This is a genomic window from Oceanobacillus sp. NCCP-135, from assembly GCF_059698015.1.
The window spans coordinates 1-17521 of record NZ_BAAKSZ010000025.1 but is presented as its reverse complement, the minus strand read 5'-3'; the positions used below and the strand labels follow the sequence as shown (position 1 = coordinate 17521).

The following is a 17521-nucleotide window of genomic DNA, read 5'->3' as shown; positions in this document are numbered from 1 at the left end:
AGACCCCCTTGTACAAATTATTCTTCTAAAGCATTTAATTTCTCCTGAGTTTCTGCGGTTATTTCACCTGCATCCCTTTCGGGATTCTGTAATGCTTCTTGTTTAGCATCATTTAATATATTGTGTACTTCACCTTGCTTGATATGAGAAGGTTGAATAATAGCTTCGTTAAATTCCTTCCATATTGCTTGTGTCCATGGTTTTGCTTCCATATATTCATCACTTTCCATTACCTCCAAGTTGGAAGTAGGCTGATAACGTATAGCAACATCTTTAACAATGTCTGTATCGCTTAAGTACTTGAAAACTTCCATCACAGCTTCTGGATGTTCAGTATCAGAGTTAACCATCATTGGCCAACCCCAGAACGAATCCCTGCGTTCTTTTTCTCCTCCTGGTCGTGGTGGTTGAGGTTTAACAATCCATTCTTCTTCATAATTTAATCCTTCAGCTTCAAATGCCGTGAAAATATTATCTCCTTCAGGTATCATTGCAGCATTACCACTCATAAAGGCTCCTCGCATATCACCTGAATTCCAAGAAATTGAACCAGAATCAATTAATTCTTCCCTTGATAGTGTTTGATAAAAATCTATTAAATATCGGCCAGCTTCAGAATCAAACTGTGGCAAACCGGTCTCAGAATATTGTCCTCCCATCGATACAAACTGACTACTAAACCACCAGGCTGGATGTTCCCTTCCTCCTACTACAGCATAACCATCTCTATCAGCATTATTTAAAGTTCTAGCTGCATCCAGTACTTCGTCCCAATCCTTTGGAATCTCAATACCTTCCTCATTAAACCAGTCAATTCTATACTCTTGCCAATAAGGTGCTAGATGAATTCCCATACCATAAACATTATCGTTCCAACTAGCGAGACTCCAAGCTTGTTCCATAATATTCCCAAATTTTTCTGGTTCATCCTCTTCCCAAGCCGAAATATATTCCGACATATCCATTAAACTACCTTGATTAGCTAATGTTCCAACATTATCATGAAAGATTTGCACTACATCTGGTGCATTTCCTGCTCCATGGTTACGCTGAAAGTCGGAAACAGCTTGTTCTAGCGGTATTACATCAGTTTCGACTTTTATATCAGGATGTTCTTCATGAAATTGTTCAAAATTATCCTCAGGAATAAAATCTTCTCTTCCAAACCAAATTTTAATTTCCTTTACACCATCTCCACTTGCAGATTCATCATCACCACAAGCCGACAAAAAGGCCGCAGAGATTAGTAATACTAGTAATATTACTTGCTTTTTCATTGAAAAAACCTCCTTGTTAGTTTTTTTAAAACTTCATCAACACCTCAAATATTTTTAAATTTATGTTAAAGTTCCTCACCCCACTTTTATATTAAAAAGTACATACAACTTCCAAAATTACAGATAATAACTTATACGTATATAATGTTAAATTTATCAAAATTCACCATATAACTTAAAAAGATACTTCAATATATTTAATGTTTTTATAAATAACAGCAATTTAATTGCATTTTACATCTGTAGAAATTATTAACATAACTTTTTAACATTTTTATTTTTTAAATTACTGAACTACCTTTCGATTTTGTTAAGTTTGTGTAATAACTTGAAACCAACACTTTCTCATAATGTGCATTAAAATTTTCTCTATGAATATACATATATGGTTCAGCTAATATTTTCATTTACTCATATACAACTTTGTAGTAAATAATAAAATATATACGTATATATTAAATAAAATAAATAATTATGTCAATATTAAATCTTATAATATTTAATAAAATATAAACTATATTATATAATCAGATAAATACTTTTTAATTACTGTGTAATAATTAGAATTATCTATTTTATATTCGAGAGATCTCCTCAAGTTTGTTAACTTGTAAAAGTTTTGCATTAATAGTTATTAGATCTATTCTAATTACATATATACATCTTATGTAATATTAGTTAGTACCCAATTTTGCCCCAATTGTTGATATGACAGCGTCTGAGTATTCTCTACCTTTTCCGTTTACAAAAGGCATAGAGTCATTATCACTACCATATCCTACAGCTTTTAACGATAAAAAAACACTACGGCTGATTCCATCAAATGGAGAATACACTACATCGATTTTATCGTCTGAGTAATGTACACTTAATAGATTATCCATACGTTCCTGTCTGTGCTTTCGCTCCATCCCAACGTAATGTTTTACCTTGTTCAAATGTTGTTTGATCACTTTTTACTACAAGCTGGCCATTATCAATGTATGGTTGAAGTATAGATATTGCACCGTCCCAGAAAAAGTATGCATTATTATCATCAGGGGATCCAGCAAATAATTCTATATTAAAAGGGTCCTCACTATTAGCTAATCCTAATTCTTCTTCAATATATTCACCTTGTAATACACCAACCTGGAGATTATCAAATGTTGCATAATAGCTTACATGATCTGAATTCATGATCAATCGATCATACGAGATAAGAGGGAAATCCTGATTCTATCCCATTTTTAGCACTTCAGTAAGGCTTCTACTTCAATTGAAGTGATTACCTTCTTCGTTCCCTCCACTTGCACTATTACTACAACCTACTAGCACTATAGATAGCACTAACATAAAAACAAACAAGACGATCCGCTTCATTAATATACCCTCCCATTTATTAATCTATCAACAAGAGATTAGATAGCGCTTTCATATGTGGCTAAAAAATAAATCTCTCTAAACAGATATTTTTTTATACGTATAAGTAACTTATAATAATTAAAACTTATACGTATATTTATTATACTTTATGATTTGATTGATTTCAATATATAATTTATTATAATATATCTTAAAGTATCTCCATTTCATACATAGTAGAATAGATATAACCGTTCAAAGTTAATCTTATTACATGGTATAAGATAGTGATATATTGCACTTTCCTTTTTTTGATAGGCATCTTCCGTTGTTGTACGTACAACAGTCTCTTGCATTTATACCATTGAACTATCAAATGATCTCTTCTTTTTAGTGCGGTGTCATGATTGCATTTGAATACATAAGCCAATACTCTTTATTACAATCGGATTAGCTAGTGGATTATACCACAGAAAATCCACACCTAACTGAATATGATTATATTCTCCAAATATCAATAGGGAGAAGCCTTATTATCTTGTCCACGTAAGTTCACCAAGCTTTAATTCATTTCGAAACTGTCTCGGAATTGTATCCTTATCTATAACTACACATTCGATTCCAGTCATATCCGCAAAATCATACAATTGTTCTGTCGTTACTTCAAATGAGAACACTGTATGATGTGCTCCACCAGCATAAATCCATGACTCTGTTGCATCACTTAATGATGGTTCTGGTTTCCATAACACTTTTGCTACTGGTAGATTTGGGGTTTCCTCGGTTGGTTGAATTGCGTCTACTTCATTTACTACCAGACGATATCTACCACCTAATTCAATTAAGGAAGCTACAACCGCTCCTCCACCACGTCCATCAAAAACTAAACGAGCAGGATCTTCCCTGTCACCCATGCTAAGTGGGTTTACAACAATTTTAGGTTTGGTCGCTGAGACAGTTGGGCAAATTTCAAGCATATGTGAACCTAGAATCATTTCATTTCCTGGTTCTAAGTGATACGTATAATCCTCCATAAAGGATGTTCCTTTATTACCTGAAATAATTTTCATCATTCGTAGCAGCCCCGCAGTACGCCAGTCACCTTCCCCAGCAAAGCCATATCCCTCAGCCATCAGACGCTGTGCTGCCAGACCAGGTAGTTGTTTCATCCCATACAGGTCTTCAAAATTAGTTGTAAATGCATTGTAATTATGCTTAGATAAGAATGCTTTTAGTCCAAGTTCAATACGTGCCTGTTCTCTAATCGAATTCTGAACACATCCTTTTCCACTTTCTTCTTCTGTTAATTCATACAATTCCTCGTATTCTTTGTAAAGTGTATCCACTTCATCTGATGTAACTTTTTCAATTTCCTCTACTAAATCACCGATTCCATAATAGTCCACTGTCCAGCCAAATTTGATTTGTGCTGCAATTTTATCACCATCTGTAACAGCAACATTTCGCATATTATCCCCAAAACGTACAACCCGAATATTCGTGCCTTCCGTTACCGCAACTGCCGTATTCATCCAGTTTGTAATTTTCGCAGTGATCTCTGGGTTTTCATAGTGACCTACGACTACTTTACGAGGTAATTTCAAGCGTGTACTTATAAATCCAAATTCACGATCACCATGTGCAGATTGATTTAAATTCATGAAGTCCATATCAATTTTCTCCCATGGAATATCACGATTATATTGGGTATGGAGATGAAGTAATGGTTTCTGTAATGCTTTTAAGCCTGCAATCCACATTTTCGCTGGTGAGAATGTGTGCATCCATGTAATGATACCAGCACAGTTTTCATCTCTATTTGCATTTAACATTAATGTATGAATATTAGCTGCATTTGTCAGCACTTCTTTAAAGACAATTGGAAATGGTAGATTACCAGTTTCATTGAGTTTATCTGTGATAACTGCCGAATGTTCTTTAACTTCTTGTAATGCTTCTTCTCCATATAAATGTTGACTTCCAGTAACAAACCAGAACTCGTATGGCTTAAGTTTTAACATCTTAGTTCCCCCTTGTTCCCTGCAATAGTTTCTGTTTCTACTGGACGAATTGCTTTTAATCTTTTCATCACATTATTTTCCCCACGTCCAAAATAATCATGTAGTTTACTATATTCTTGATATAATTTTTCATAGGTTTTTACGTTTTCTGGAATTGGCTGGATTGTTTCCTCTTTCACTCGCGCCATTTTTTCAGCAGCTTTAACAACTGAATCGTATCCGCCATTTTTATCCCCTGCTGCAACTGCTGCAAACATCGCTGCTCCCAGTGCCGGGGTTTGTTTAGATTCGGCAACTTTAATCGTTCGATTTGTCACATCTGCATAAATTTGCATGAGCAATTGGTTTTTCTGCGGCAACCCACCACATGCGTATAACTCATCAACCGCAACTTCATTTTGATGGAATGCATCGACAATTTTCCTCGTGCCAAATGCTGTCGCTTCAAGCAGCGCACGATAAATTTCTTCAGGCTTCGTCTGTAATGTCATCCCGACTAATAAACCACTTAAGTTAGTATCTACTAATGTAGATCTGTTTCCATTCCACCAATCCAGTGCGAGTAGACCGATTTCTCCTGGTTGATATTCTGTTGCCTTCTTCTCTAAATACTGGTGAATACTTAATCCTTCTTTTTCTGCTATTTCCTTTACATAAGCTGGGACTGCCTGGTCAACATACCAGCCAAAAATATCACCTACTGCAGACTGTCCTGCTTCATAACCATAAAATCCCGGAATAATTCCATCTTCAACTACTCCACACATGCCTTCTATTTGTTTTTCTTCTGTTCCCAATACCATATGGCATATCGAAGTTCCCATTGACATCACCATTTTGCCTGGTGAAACAACTCCCATTGCAGGGACAGCAGCATGTGCATCGACATTTCCAACTGCAACAGCAATACCTGAATTTAACCCAATCGCACTTGCCATTTCTTGAGTTAATTCCCCAGCCTTTGTTCCTAATGGGAGAATCTCGCCACGCAGTTTAGTTTCTGTTAGGTTCTCTAATCGTGGATCTAATTCTTTAAAGAAATTATTACTTGGGTAACCATCACGTTTATGCCAGATAGATTTATAGCCTGCAGTACAACTGTTACGTACAAGATTGTTTGTTAATTGTGAAATAACCCAGTCGGTTGCTTCTACAAATTTATCAGTCTGATCATAAATTTCAGGTGCTTCATCAAGGATCTGCCAAATTTTTGCTATCATCCATTCCGATGAAATTTTCCCGCCATAACGTGGTAAGAACTTTTCGCCACGCTGCTCTGCAATCGCATTTAGTTTATCTGCTTCAGGCTGGGCAGCATGGTGTTTCCATAATTTTAGCCAACTGTGTGGATTATCTTTTAATTCAGGTTTAAATGAAAGTGGTTCCCCTCTTTCGTCAACCGGAAGCATTGTACATGCTGTAAAGTCAATTCCTATTCCGACAATGTCATCTGGGCTAACACCAGTATCTTTCAAAACAGCAGGGATCGAAGTCTTTAATACCTCGATATAATCCGCTGGATGCTGTAGTGCCCACTCATAGCCTAACTTAATCTTTGATTCTGGTAATTCTTCGTCTATTACGCCATGACGATAGGCTGTAACGTGATCAGCGATTTCTTTGCCATCTGATAAGGAAACAAGAACTGCACGCCCTGATTCAGTACCATAGTCCACACCGATTGTATATTTTGTTGTCATAATCAATGACCTCCTTCTTTATTATTGGCCATAGTAAGCTTTGGAACCATGTTTTCTTAAATAATGTTTATCTAGCAATACCTGATCCATTGCTGGTACATCTGGGTTTAATTGATATGTGTGATATGCCATTTTTGCTACTTCCTCTAAAACTACTGCATTATGAACAGCTTCATTTGGGTCTTTCCCCCAATTAAATGGTGCATGGCTATGAACTAACACACTTGGAATCTCATTCGGTTCGAGTCCATTATTTAAAAATGTTTCGACGATTACATTTCCAGTTTCAAGCTCGTAATCACCTATAATTTCTTCTGGCTTCATTTTACGAGTGCAAGGAATCGTTCCATAAAAATAATCTCCTTGTGTCGTACCAAGACATCGAAGAGAAATCCCTGCCTGTGCCCAACTTGTTGCCCATGGGGAATGTGTGTGTACAACCCCACCAATATCCGGGAAATTCTTATAAAGAACCAAATGAGTTGATGTATCTGAAGAAGGTTTTAAATGCCCTTCCACAATGTTTCCTTCTAAATCTAATACAACTAAATCATCTACTGTTAATTCCTCATAAGGAACGCCACTCGGTTTAATAACTACTAGACCTTCTTCTTTATTAAAACCGCTTACATTTCCCCATGTAAATGTAACCAATCCATGTTTGGGGAGCGCCAGATTCGCTTCTAATACTTGTTGTTTTAATTCTTTAAGCAAGAGATATCAACACCTTTCTTATTATCACCATCATGTACGTATGTATTTTCTGTATAATGCTATGTTATTATAAATTGTACGTACAATCAAGGGTTAATTTAATTTACTTGTATTGGTTTTTAAGAATAATAAAAAAAAGACTAATCCACACACAGTATTACTGGTTGGATCAGCCATCTTTATTTTCGATTATTTTTTGGTAATAGACCTACATCCCTTGGAATTATCATATTTATTACCAAAGAATCTATACATTTTTTGGTGATTTGCGATTAGCCTTTTCTTGTGTCCCAAGTTTTTCTTTTCGTCAACACTAGCCTGTGAGCTTGACACATTTATTATTTCCGAAACTCCACCAATCTCTCATTCAACCCTTTAGTCTTTCCATAAACCTCCTGATAAACACCAAACAACTTCCTATATTTCTCCACATTTTCCCTATTCGGAACAAACTCTCTCTCCACTTGTAAAAACGCCTCCGCACAATCCGCTAATGTTTCAAACCAGCCACATCCATAAGCTGCCAGCATTGCGGCACCCATGCCTGGCCCTTGCTCACTTGAAAGTTTTACTATCTTAGCGTCGAAAATATCAGCCTGCATTTGCAGCCAGTCTGCGTTTTTCGCACCGCCTCCAGTTGAGATGATCGTATCAATGTTTTTACCATTTTCGCGGAAAATAGCTATCGATTCATTCAAAGAAAAAGTGATTCCTTCCATAACTGCCCGGACAAAATCTTTTCGTTGATGCGAACTGTCCATTCCTATAAAGCTTGCGCGTATAGCCGCATCTGCATGTGGTGTTCTTTCTCCAACCACATATGGTGTAAACAACAAGCCATTGGAACCTGCAGGAACAGAGCCGACTTCACCAACGAGGTCCTCAAAGGACTCATCTTTCGCAAAAACATCTTTAAACCAGCTCAAGCTATATCCTGCTGCAAGCGTTACTCCCATCGTATAATAGGCATTCAGTGCACCATGGTTAAAATAATGGACTTTACCTTGGAAGTCTTTATCATTACTGGATTCATAAGAAAGGACAACACCTGAAGTACCAATACTGCAAAGTGTTTTTCCATCTTCTAAAATACCAGAACCGATTGCACCACACGCATTATCTGCCCCACCTGCAAATACACGTGTTGCTGGTGATAACCCGGTAGCCTCCGCAATTCCAGAAGTGATATTCCCTACCTCGGCATGTGATTCTACTAGTGGCGGGCAAATATTTGCATCAATTTCAAGCAGTTCACAGATTTCCTTACTCCATGATTTGTCACTGACATTCAATAATAATGTTCCAGCTGCATCAGAGTATTCCATGTGTAATTCGTCAGTCAGCTTATAACGTAAATAATCCTTTGGTAATACAAATGTTTTTGCCTTTGCAAAGACCTCCGGCTCATGTTTCTTAACCCAAAGCAGTTTAGGTAAAGTAAATCCTTCCATTGCGGGATTTTTCGTAATTTCCAACAAACGGTCTTCGCCAACTACATTATAAATCTCCTGACACTCTGCAGTTGTACGTGTATCATTCCAAAGGATAGCATTACGTAAAACTTCTTTATTTTCATCAAGCAGCACAAGACCATGCATTTGTCCAGAAAAACTAATTCCTTCAATATCTTCTGGATTTCCATTAAATTTTTTCAAAAGGTCAGACAGTCCCTCGACTGTCTGATCAACCCATGATTTCGGATCCTGTTCACTATATCCGGTTTTCTCCTGAATTAACGGATAATCTTTAGAAACTTCTTGAACAACATCTCCATTTTGATCAACAAGCAAAAGTTTTACAGCACTCGTTCCTAAATCAACACCAATTACGTATTTCATTGCAAAACATCCTCCTACCATTAAAAACTTATTCTCCAGCGTAAGCTCTCAACAAATATTGATTGATTGTTGCTTTAATTTTTTCCAAACGACCAGATTGATGTTTAACCTCTGTTAAACCTAATGCGTGTTCTTCAAGCTTATGGAAATCTGTTTTTCCTTCTACGATATCCAACCCGATACCATCTGTATAGCTTTTATAACGTTCTTCAACTACCCCATCCAGTACTTTATCATCGATCAGTTTTTGCGCAACCTTTAGTCCAACTGCAAAGCTATCCATTCCAGCGATATGTGCATGGAATAAATCTTCTGGCTCAAATGAACCTCTCCTCACTTTTGCATCGAAATTTAATCCACCACGACCAAGTCCACCATTTTTAAGGATTTCATACATTGCTAGTGTTGTAGAATATAAATCTGTTGGAAACTCATCTGTATCCCATCCGAGTAGAGGATCACCCTGGTTGGCATCGACGGAACCAAGCATATTATTCACTCGTGCATAGCGTAGTTCATGTTCAAATGTATGCCCAGCTAATGTTGCATGATTTGCTTCAATATTGAATTTGAAATGATCAGCCAGACCATAGTTTTGCAAGAATGCAAAGCCTGTAGCTACATCAAAATCATATTGATGTGTTGTCGGCTCTTTTGGTTTTGGTTCGATTAAGAATTGCGCATCAAAACCGATTTCCTTTGCATAATCAACAGCCATATGGAAGAAACGGCCAAGGTTATCCATTTCAAGCTTCATATCTGTATTCAGCAGTGTTTCGTATCCTTCACGACCACCCCAGAATACATAGTTTTCTGCACCTAATTCTTTTCCGATTTCCAATCCTTTTTTCACTTTCGCTGCAGAGTATGCAAAAATATCCGCATTATTGGAAGATGCAGCCCCATGAATAAAACGGGGATGTGTAAAGTTGTTCGCTGTATTCCAAAGTAATTTTGTTTTGCTATCTTTCATATAATCTTTCATCAGACCAACGATCGTATCAAGGTTTTGATTTGTTTCTGTTAAATCACTTCCTTCTGGTGCAATATCCACATCATGGAAGCAAAAAAATGGTACATCCAGTTTTTCAAATAATTCAAAAGCAGCTTCAAGACGTGCCTTGGCTAAATCCATTCCAGTATATTTATCCCATAGACGAACCATTGTACCAGCACCAAATGGATCAGAACCATCCATTGTAAACGTATGCCAGTATGCAACACCATAACGCAGGATCTCTTCCATTGTTTTACCACCTATTATTTCTTCGGGATTGTAGAATTTGAATGCGTATGGGTTTGTTGAAGTTGCACCTTCGTATTTGATTTTGTTTATGTTGTTGAAGTAAGTCATTTTTTCCCCTTCTTCCAGTCATTTTCTTAAATACTTATTATTACTGATTCAACTGGTTCATTTATCAGTATTCTAATTCCATCTTTTTCCTTAATCCATTCCCCTGCAGATATTGAGGAGATGGAAGTATATCCTTTAAGCATTACTGAATAAGCTATATTCTCTTTCATATGAATTTTCATTGCTATTTCATTATCATTTTTTATTGCTGTAATGGAAGCTGTAAGTTCCCCACTAACATCATGAATCATTGCTTTAGCTTCTTTATTTTCATTTAATTCATAAATATTAAAGGTTATATTACTCACATAATCATATTCCGGTCTGTTTTCATTTTCTCCTATTGGTAAAATAGTGTTTTCCCTTACATACAGTGGTAAGCTCAAATAATCATAGATTTCACTTTTCCACTCTCCACCTTCGACTACTTTTCCAGATAATAAATGAGTCCATTTTCCCTTTGGCAAATAATAAGAACCTTTTCCTTCATCATTAAAGATAGGAGCAACTAGAATAGATTCACCTAACATATATTGAGTATCAAGAATATGCGTATTCAAATCCTCAGGATATTCAAGCATCATTGGTCGCATCACTGGTATACCAGTGATATTATTTTCTACTGACACATTAAATAAATAGGGCATCAATTTATTTTTTAACTTAGAGAAATAACTCGTTACATCAACCGATTCTTCATCATAATTCCACGGCACACGGTAAGTATTACTTCCGTGAAGGCGACTATGACTGGATAAAAGACCAAAGGCTATCCAGCGTTTAAAAAGGTCAGGAGTTGCTAACGTTTCAAACCCACCGATATCATGACTCCAGTAACCAAACCCTGACATCGTTAAAGAAAGTCCACCTCTTAAACTTTCTGCCATAGATTCATACGTTCCTTCACAGTCTCCACCCCAGTGAACTGGGAATTGTTGACCACCAGCTGTAGCAGACCTTGCAAACACAACTGCTTCTTTTTCTCCTTTTTCACGTTTTAATAAATCAAAAACTACTTGGTTATACTTATAAGAATAATAATTGTGCATTCTTTTCGGATCCGAATTATCTGCAAATACAACATCAGTTGGAATTCTTTCCCCAAAGTCTGTTTTAAAGGAATCAACACCCATATCTAATAAAGCTTTTAATTTTTCAGTATACCAAGTACATGCATCAGGGTTTGTAAAGTCTACAATCCCCATTCCCGATTGCCATAGATCCCATTGCCAAACATCTCCATTTGGTTTTTTTAATAAGTATCCATTAACTACAGCTTCATCAAATAGTTTAGATTTTTGTGCTATATATGGATTTATCCATACACAAATTTTCAAGCCTTTTTCTTTCAATCTTCTAAGCATACCTTCTGGATCCGGAAAGACATCTTTATCCCATTCAAAACTAGACCATTCAAATTCTTTCATCCAAAAACAGTCAAAATGGAATACGCTTAGTGGTATATCTCTTTCAGCCATTTGATCTACGAAATGACTTACCGTATTTTCATCGTAATTCGTGGTAAAAGAAGTTGATAACCATAGTCCAAATGACCATGCAGGTGGTAATGCTGGTTTACCTGATAATTCGGTGTAATTAAGTAATACTTCTTTCGGTGTTGGGCCGTTAATTACATAATAATCTAGCGATTCTCCTTCAACACTAAATTGAGATTTCGATACTGCTTCAGAACCTAATTCAAAGCTTACATTTTCAGGATGGTTAACAAATACACCATACCCTTTATTACTCATATAGAAAGGTATATTTTTATACGCTTGTTCAGAGCTTGTTCCGCCATCTTCATTCCATGTATCAACAACTTGTCCATTTTTAACAAATGGGGTAAACCGTTCACCAAGTCCATACAAATTTTCTCCAACGCTAATGTTTAACTGTGCTCTCATATACGTTTCTTTATTTGGGCCTGTTATCCAAGCAAGACCTTTATTTTCAGTATGGGTAAGTTTTTGTTTACCGTTATAATAAACTATTCCAAAATATTCTTTATTTATTTTCACTTTTAAATTTCCACTCGAAAAATAAATTTCATTCTCGTTGTGATCTACTGAAAAATTAGTAGAACATTGTAGCACATCGAAATTAGGCGTTTTCTCTCTTCCACCCTTGTGGTGCCATGTTTGAACTCGAATAACATCCTCCATAGGGGAAGATAACTTAACTGTAAGTAATGGAATATTTAGTGTATCACCTCTATGTCTAATCTCTTTACATGGAGCATATAAAATTAATCCATCATCTATTATTTCAAAATCACGCACACTTCGTGGATAGTTAACATCGAACCCTTCTCGCACTAACCAATAACCATTTGTAAATTTCATATTTATCATCATTCCTTCCAATTATTTTATGGAACCACTTACTAATCCTTTTACAATATGTTTTTGTAGTAAAATAAAAATTACAATTACAGGTAGTATTGAAACAGTTGCAAAAGCCATTAAACTATTCCATTCAATTCCATATCGACCAATTGAATTATAAATTCCTGCAGTTAAGGGCCATAAACTTTGATCCCTATTGAATGTCATACTAAATATTAAATCTCCCCAAGAGAAGAAAAAGGATACTGCACCGCAAACAACTATACTCGGTAGAGAAATAGGTACTATAATTCTCATAAACGCTCCAAACCGGCTACAACCATCAATTGCAGCTGACTCTTCTAATTCTTTAGGAAGCCCCATGAAAAATGTTCGTAAAATAAGAATTGAAAATGGTGTTCCTAATGTGGCACAAGCTATAATTGGTCCCCAATACGTATTTAATAAACTTAAATTATTAAATACAACAAATAATGGTGTTAAAACTACTGTTGCTGGTAACATCTGTGTTGTCAGGAAAAGTAAAATCATTGACTTTTTACCTTTCACATTAAACCTTGCGAGACCATACGCAGATGGCACAGCTAATACCAGTACTAATAGGGTAGCTAAACCAGAGATTGCGAAACTGTTGAGAAAGTACTGGCCTACATCGTCTTTAAATATTTCAATAAAACTCGTAAATTGAAAATCCTTTGGCCAAAAAGTTGGTGGTGACTGGAATATTTCAGATTGTGTTTTAAATGCGGTAATTATCATCCAAAATACCGGGAACAAAAAGGCCAGAACGATTATTACACCTATAACATTTAGTGTCCATTCTTTTCTCTTGCTCATCAAATCACCTCATCATTCTTAATAAGCCTTAAGTAGATTAAGCTTATTATAAACAAAATAACAAATAAGATGTTAGCTGCTGCAGCACCCAAGCTAAAGTTAAATTCGTCAAATGAAAATCTGTATGCAACTGTGGATAACACTTCTGTTGAATTTATTGGACCTCCACCTGTCATTACAAAGACTATATCAAATACTTTAAACGTATAAATAAACCCTAACATTAACACAACCAATATTACTGGACGAAGAAGTGGAAGTGTAATATGAATTAACCTATGGAACCAGTTTGCACCGTCTAAACTAGCAGCTTCATAAACATCTTGCGGTAGACTACTTAATCCAGTTGATATTAAAAGCATATTAAATGGTATACCTACCCATATATTTGCAATAATAACACTCCATAAAGCAATATCTGGACTAGATAACCATTGGATTGGGTTATCTATTAATCCCCATGCCATAAGTAATTCATTAAATATTCCTGCATTTTCACTCATCATAAATTTAAATAATAGCGCAGTGATCGTAAGAGGAATTAACCAAGCAATCATCATAAGTCCCCGTAAGAAAGAGGCTAAGCGGAAATTCATACTAAAAAAAAGGGCCATGAAAAATCCGATTACAACTTGAAAGACAACACTACCAACTGTATATACAATCGTGTTTATAACCGATATTCCAAAGACTTCCATTTCAAATAACTGCTTATAATTACCAAATCCTATAAAGTCTTTCTCACCAGAGGCTAATGAACTTAAATCTACATTTTGAAAACTTAAAATAATATTGTATATCAGTGGGTAACCTATCAAAAGTAACATGAATATTACTGCTGGAAGAACAAATGCATAAACTCCCCAACGGCTAACAAGATTTTTCATTAGTTCCCCTCCTTTTAACTAAGTGTTTATGAGGAGTCCCTCGTGGTGAGGGACCCCATATTTACTCTTTTATAATTTTGTCAACTTTTTCTGCCGCATTATTTAAAGCATCTTCAGCTGTCTTTGTATCTGTCAGTGTTTCTTGTATCGCAATTTGAATAGCTTCTGAAATAGCCGGCCATTCAGGTGATGGACCTCTTGGTTCAGCATTATCCATAATAGGCACAAATCCACTTAAATGTTTATCTTCATTCCAGAAATCAGAATTTTCAAGTACTTCTTTTATTACAGGGAATACACCTGTCTCAGCTGAAAACTCCTCAATACGATCAGGCTCTAATAGCCAAGTTACAAAATCGAAGGCTCCATCAACATTACTTTCTTTGATAATAGCTATATTTTCTCCACCCAGTACCGAAGCAAATTCTTTATCTTTAGGTATTTGTGTAGTCCCGAAATTTAAGTCAGGATTTTCTCCTTTTAAACGTTCAATATTCCAAGGACCATTAACCATCATAGCAATTTGCCCGGTCGCAAATTGTCTAGCCAAGTCATCTTGAGTAGCATTTACAATATCACTTCCCATTGAGCCATTATCTACAAGTGTTTTAAATAAACTTAATGCATCGACTGCTTCTTGAGAGTCTAGGCTGTCATATTCTGCACCAGCAGACCGTAAAAATGGATAGAACTGGAATGCACTCTCTTCAGATTTCACTGCAGATACTGCAAAACCCTTCACATTATCTGTAGTCAATTTTTGAGCTACATCGATTAATTCTTCCCAAGTTTCTGGCGGAGAATCAATACCAGCTTCTTTAAATAAATCTTCATTATAAAACAACCCTAATGCATTACTTCCTACTGGTAGACCATAATACTTACCTTCATAAGTAGCTGATTCGAGTGGACCCTCATAAAGCTCATCCGCTTTTCCCCACTCTTCTACTTTAGAAGTAATATCTTCTAATACACCTTGAGCAGCAAATGCAGCATTATCAACTACGTCCATAATCACCAAATCAGGTAATGTTCCACCTGCTAATCCTATAGAAAGTTGTTTCTTAGTATCTGCAAATGGGACGTATTCTCCCACCAAATTATATTCATCTTGCGATTCATTATATTGATCAATTAGATCTACAAATAAATCTTGCTGTTTGCCTGAATAATAGTACCAAATGTTTACATCCTTGTTACCTGATTCATCTTTCTGCTCATCTGATTGATCTGTAACAGAGTCTCCTCCGCCACATGCAGCCAATATAAAAACTAACGATAGAATTAATAAAACACTTTTCCTTTTCACTGTCATCTACTCCTTCATTTTATATATTCTATTAGGATATTATTGAATTAATAAATAAAAAGATTCGACTCCTTTCATTACTAATTATAATGGATTTTTCAATACTTTGTTTAATGATTAAACTTAGTATAATTCCTTTTGAAAACGTTGTCAACACTTAATATAAGGAAATTTAAGAAAAGTATATTTGTATTTAAGTATATATTATTTTTAAAATATAGTATTATGTAGATAATATAATTTATAAGTTAAACAAAGAGGGGAGAGTGGAGGTTTATGAAAACACTTCAAACCGGGGATTTAAATTTAATTAAAAAACTTAATAAATCAATTGTCTTAAATACAATTGAACATAATGGTCCTATTTCTCGCGCTCAAATTTCTAAGTCGACTGGCCTAAATAAGGCAACCGTATCGACAATGGTCAATCAATTAATAGATGAATCTATGGTAAATGAAATAGGTCTAGGACAATCAGTTGGTGGGAGAAAACCAGTAATGCTTTATTTTAATAATCAAGCCGGTTATTCAATAGGGGTTGATGTAGGGGTTAATTATATTTTGGCTGTATTGACGGATTTAAGTGGAAATATAGTCAATGAACTTAATGAAACTATTAGCAATACAAATGTTGAAGTAGTTTTAAACCAAGTTTTTCACACAATTGAAACATTATTCAATATTGCTCCAAACAGTCCTTATGGCATTATTGGGATAGGTGTAGGTGTTCCGGGTATGGTCAACAAAGATGACGAAGTCCTTTTCGCACCAAATTTAAAATGGAAAAAAGTAAACTTGAAAGAGAAAATAGAGCAAAAGTTTAATACACCAACTAGTATTAAAAATGAAGCAAATGCTGGTGCTCATGGTGAGTATATCTATGGTGCAGGTAAAAATTATAATAGTATCGTTTATCTCAGTGTTGGCATCGGGATAGGTGCTGGTATCATCATTAATAATGAACTATATACTGGTTCAACAGGTATTTCTGGAGAACTCGGGCATTCTACTATTGAATCCAATGGAAAAAAATGTAGATGTGGAAACCGAGGTTGTTGGGAATTATATGCATCAGAAAGTACCTTATTTAACGAAATAAGAAAATTAAACTTATTTAAAGATTTTAATGAAATTAACATAGATAACATTATTCAAGAAGCTAAAAATGGGAATAATGAAATCCTTAACTTACTTAACAATATCGGCGAATATCTTGGAATCGGAATAACGAATACAATCAATATGTTTAACCCAGAACTCGTAATGATAGGAAATAGGTTTGCCCGCTTTGAAAATTGGATAACTAATCCAATAAATCGAGTGTTAAAAGAAAGATTATCTACTAATCATAGAGAAGAAACAAAGATAGTCTTCTCCAATTTAGGGAAATTTTCTACCGCACTCGGAATGTCATCATTCATGATTAATAATTTCTTTTCTGAGCATAAAATTACGGTGGAGTAAATTACGGATCTTGGATGTCATTGCTCACTTCCCGGGTCTTAGAGATCTAAAAAGTTAAGCTCCTAAATAAGAAAAACCTGGTTGTCCACCCTGTTCAAAAAAGGAGAAAAACGTTGTACCCAATAAATATTCGAGTTGCATTACCTTGATTTTCACACACAGGTAGGTAAAACGTTAAAGTACGTAGCCAAATGCATGGTGAATGGTTTACCCTTTTAAGCTGAGAAGCAGCAGCCTTTCAGTGCGATCCACTAGATAGCAGACGGAAATACTTGGTTCATAACTCTATTACTTAAGTTTCGCACCTTGATAACTTAATAAAAAGAGCCTACTTAAATAAGATAATAAGACATAAAAAAAACGCATGAACACTGGATTTTTGGTATAATTAAGATACCAACCAAACTAACCAAAAAGGACGTGTTATC

General features: G+C 35.5%; 11 protein-coding genes and 1 pseudogene. 1 reads left to right on the top strand and 11 read right to left on the bottom strand.

Features of this window, described 5'->3' with window-relative positions; genetic code table 11:
• Nucleotides 1-17: 17 nt before the first annotated feature.
• From AC6HVZ_RS15455 to AC6HVZ_RS15405, 11 genes and pseudogenes are all read right to left on the bottom strand, one after another.
• Nucleotides 18-1277, bottom strand: coding sequence for an ABC transporter substrate-binding protein (locus tag AC6HVZ_RS15455; protein ID WP_497559077.1), 1260 nt, complete (start codon nucleotides 1275-1277; stop codon nucleotides 18-20).
• 725 nt (nucleotides 1278-2002) lie between these two features.
• Nucleotides 2003-2492 (bottom strand): annotated as a pseudogene (locus AC6HVZ_RS15450) (substrate-binding domain-containing protein); the annotation flags it as partial.
• 662 nt (nucleotides 2493-3154) lie between these two features.
• Nucleotides 3155-4642 (bottom strand): L-arabinose isomerase, encoded by a 1488-nt coding sequence (araA, locus tag AC6HVZ_RS15445; RefSeq protein WP_497559076.1) that lies wholly within the window; start codon nucleotides 4640-4642, stop codon nucleotides 3155-3157.
• Complete coding sequence (locus AC6HVZ_RS15440; protein ID WP_497559075.1) at nucleotides 4636-6342, bottom strand: ribulokinase; 1707 nt, start codon at nucleotides 6340-6342, stop codon at nucleotides 4636-4638. Before AC6HVZ_RS15440 ends, araA begins: the two co-directional genes overlap by 7 nt.
• Before the next feature lie 21 nt (nucleotides 6343-6363).
• Entirely contained in the window at nucleotides 6364-7056 is a 693-nt protein-coding gene (gene araD / locus AC6HVZ_RS15435) for an L-ribulose-5-phosphate 4-epimerase (RefSeq protein ID WP_497559074.1), read from the bottom strand.
• 338 nt (nucleotides 7057-7394) lie between these two features.
• A complete protein-coding gene (xylB, locus tag AC6HVZ_RS15430; RefSeq protein WP_497559073.1) occupies nucleotides 7395-8894 on the bottom strand; it encodes a xylulokinase in 1500 nt (499 codons plus the stop codon).
• Nucleotides 8895-8922: 28 nt separating this feature from the next.
• Nucleotides 8923-10248 carry a xylose isomerase gene (gene xylA, locus AC6HVZ_RS15425; protein WP_497559072.1) on the bottom strand — a complete coding sequence of 442 codons (1326 nt, stop codon included), beginning with the start codon at nucleotides 10246-10248 and terminating at the stop codon, nucleotides 8923-8925.
• Between the two features lie 26 nt (nucleotides 10249-10274).
• A complete protein-coding gene (yicI, locus tag AC6HVZ_RS15420; RefSeq protein WP_497559071.1) occupies nucleotides 10275-12593 on the bottom strand; it encodes an alpha-xylosidase in 2319 nt (772 codons plus the stop codon).
• Nucleotides 12594-12614: 21 nt separating this feature from the next.
• The gene (locus AC6HVZ_RS15415; protein ID WP_497559070.1) at nucleotides 12615-13433 is read right to left on the bottom strand and encodes a carbohydrate ABC transporter permease; all 819 of its coding nucleotides are present in this window, start codon (nucleotides 13431-13433) and stop codon (nucleotides 12615-12617) included.
• Nucleotides 13433-14320 (bottom strand): carbohydrate ABC transporter permease, encoded by an 888-nt coding sequence (locus AC6HVZ_RS15410; RefSeq protein WP_497559069.1) that lies wholly within the window; start codon nucleotides 14318-14320, stop codon nucleotides 13433-13435. Before AC6HVZ_RS15410 ends, AC6HVZ_RS15415 begins: the two co-directional genes overlap by 1 nt.
• 61 nt (nucleotides 14321-14381) lie before the next feature.
• Complete coding sequence (locus AC6HVZ_RS15405) at nucleotides 14382-15635, bottom strand: ABC transporter substrate-binding protein (protein ID WP_497559068.1); 1254 nt, start codon at nucleotides 15633-15635, stop codon at nucleotides 14382-14384.
• Nucleotides 15636-15905: 270 nt separating this feature from the next.
• Between AC6HVZ_RS15405 and AC6HVZ_RS15400 the strand changes: the two genes are divergently transcribed.
• The gene (locus AC6HVZ_RS15400; protein WP_497559067.1) at nucleotides 15906-17093 is read left to right on the top strand and encodes an ROK family protein; all 1188 of its coding nucleotides are present in this window, start codon (nucleotides 15906-15908) and stop codon (nucleotides 17091-17093) included.
• Nucleotides 17094-17521 lie beyond the last annotated feature (428 nt).

Coding starts and splice junctions, on each gene's coding strand:
- AC6HVZ_RS15455 (WP_497559077.1), bottom strand. CDS start 1,277: ATGAAAAAGCAAGTAATATTACTAGTATTACTAATCTCTGCGGCCTTT.
- araA (WP_497559076.1), bottom strand. CDS start 4,642: ATGTTAAAACTTAAGCCATACGAGTTCTGGTTTGTTACTGGAAGTCAA.
- AC6HVZ_RS15440 (WP_497559075.1), bottom strand. CDS start 6,342: ATGACAACAAAATATACAATCGGTGTGGACTATGGTACTGAATCAGGG.
- xylB (WP_497559073.1), bottom strand. CDS start 8,894: ATGAAATACGTAATTGGTGTTGATTTAGGAACGAGTGCTGTAAAACTT.
- xylA (WP_497559072.1), bottom strand. CDS start 10,248: ATGACTTACTTCAACAACATAAACAAAATCAAATACGAAGGTGCAACT.
- yicI (WP_497559071.1), bottom strand. CDS start 12,593: ATGAAATTTACAAATGGTTATTGGTTAGTGCGAGAAGGGTTCGATGTT.
- AC6HVZ_RS15415 (WP_497559070.1), bottom strand. CDS start 13,433: ATGAGCAAGAGAAAAGAATGGACACTAAATGTTATAGGTGTAATAATC.
- AC6HVZ_RS15410 (WP_497559069.1), bottom strand. CDS start 14,320: ATGAAAAATCTTGTTAGCCGTTGGGGAGTTTATGCATTTGTTCTTCCA.
- AC6HVZ_RS15405 (WP_497559068.1), bottom strand. CDS start 15,635: ATGACAGTGAAAAGGAAAAGTGTTTTATTAATTCTATCGTTAGTTTTT.
- AC6HVZ_RS15400 (WP_497559067.1), top strand. CDS start 15,906: ATGAAAACACTTCAAACCGGGGATTTAAATTTAATTAAAAAACTTAAT.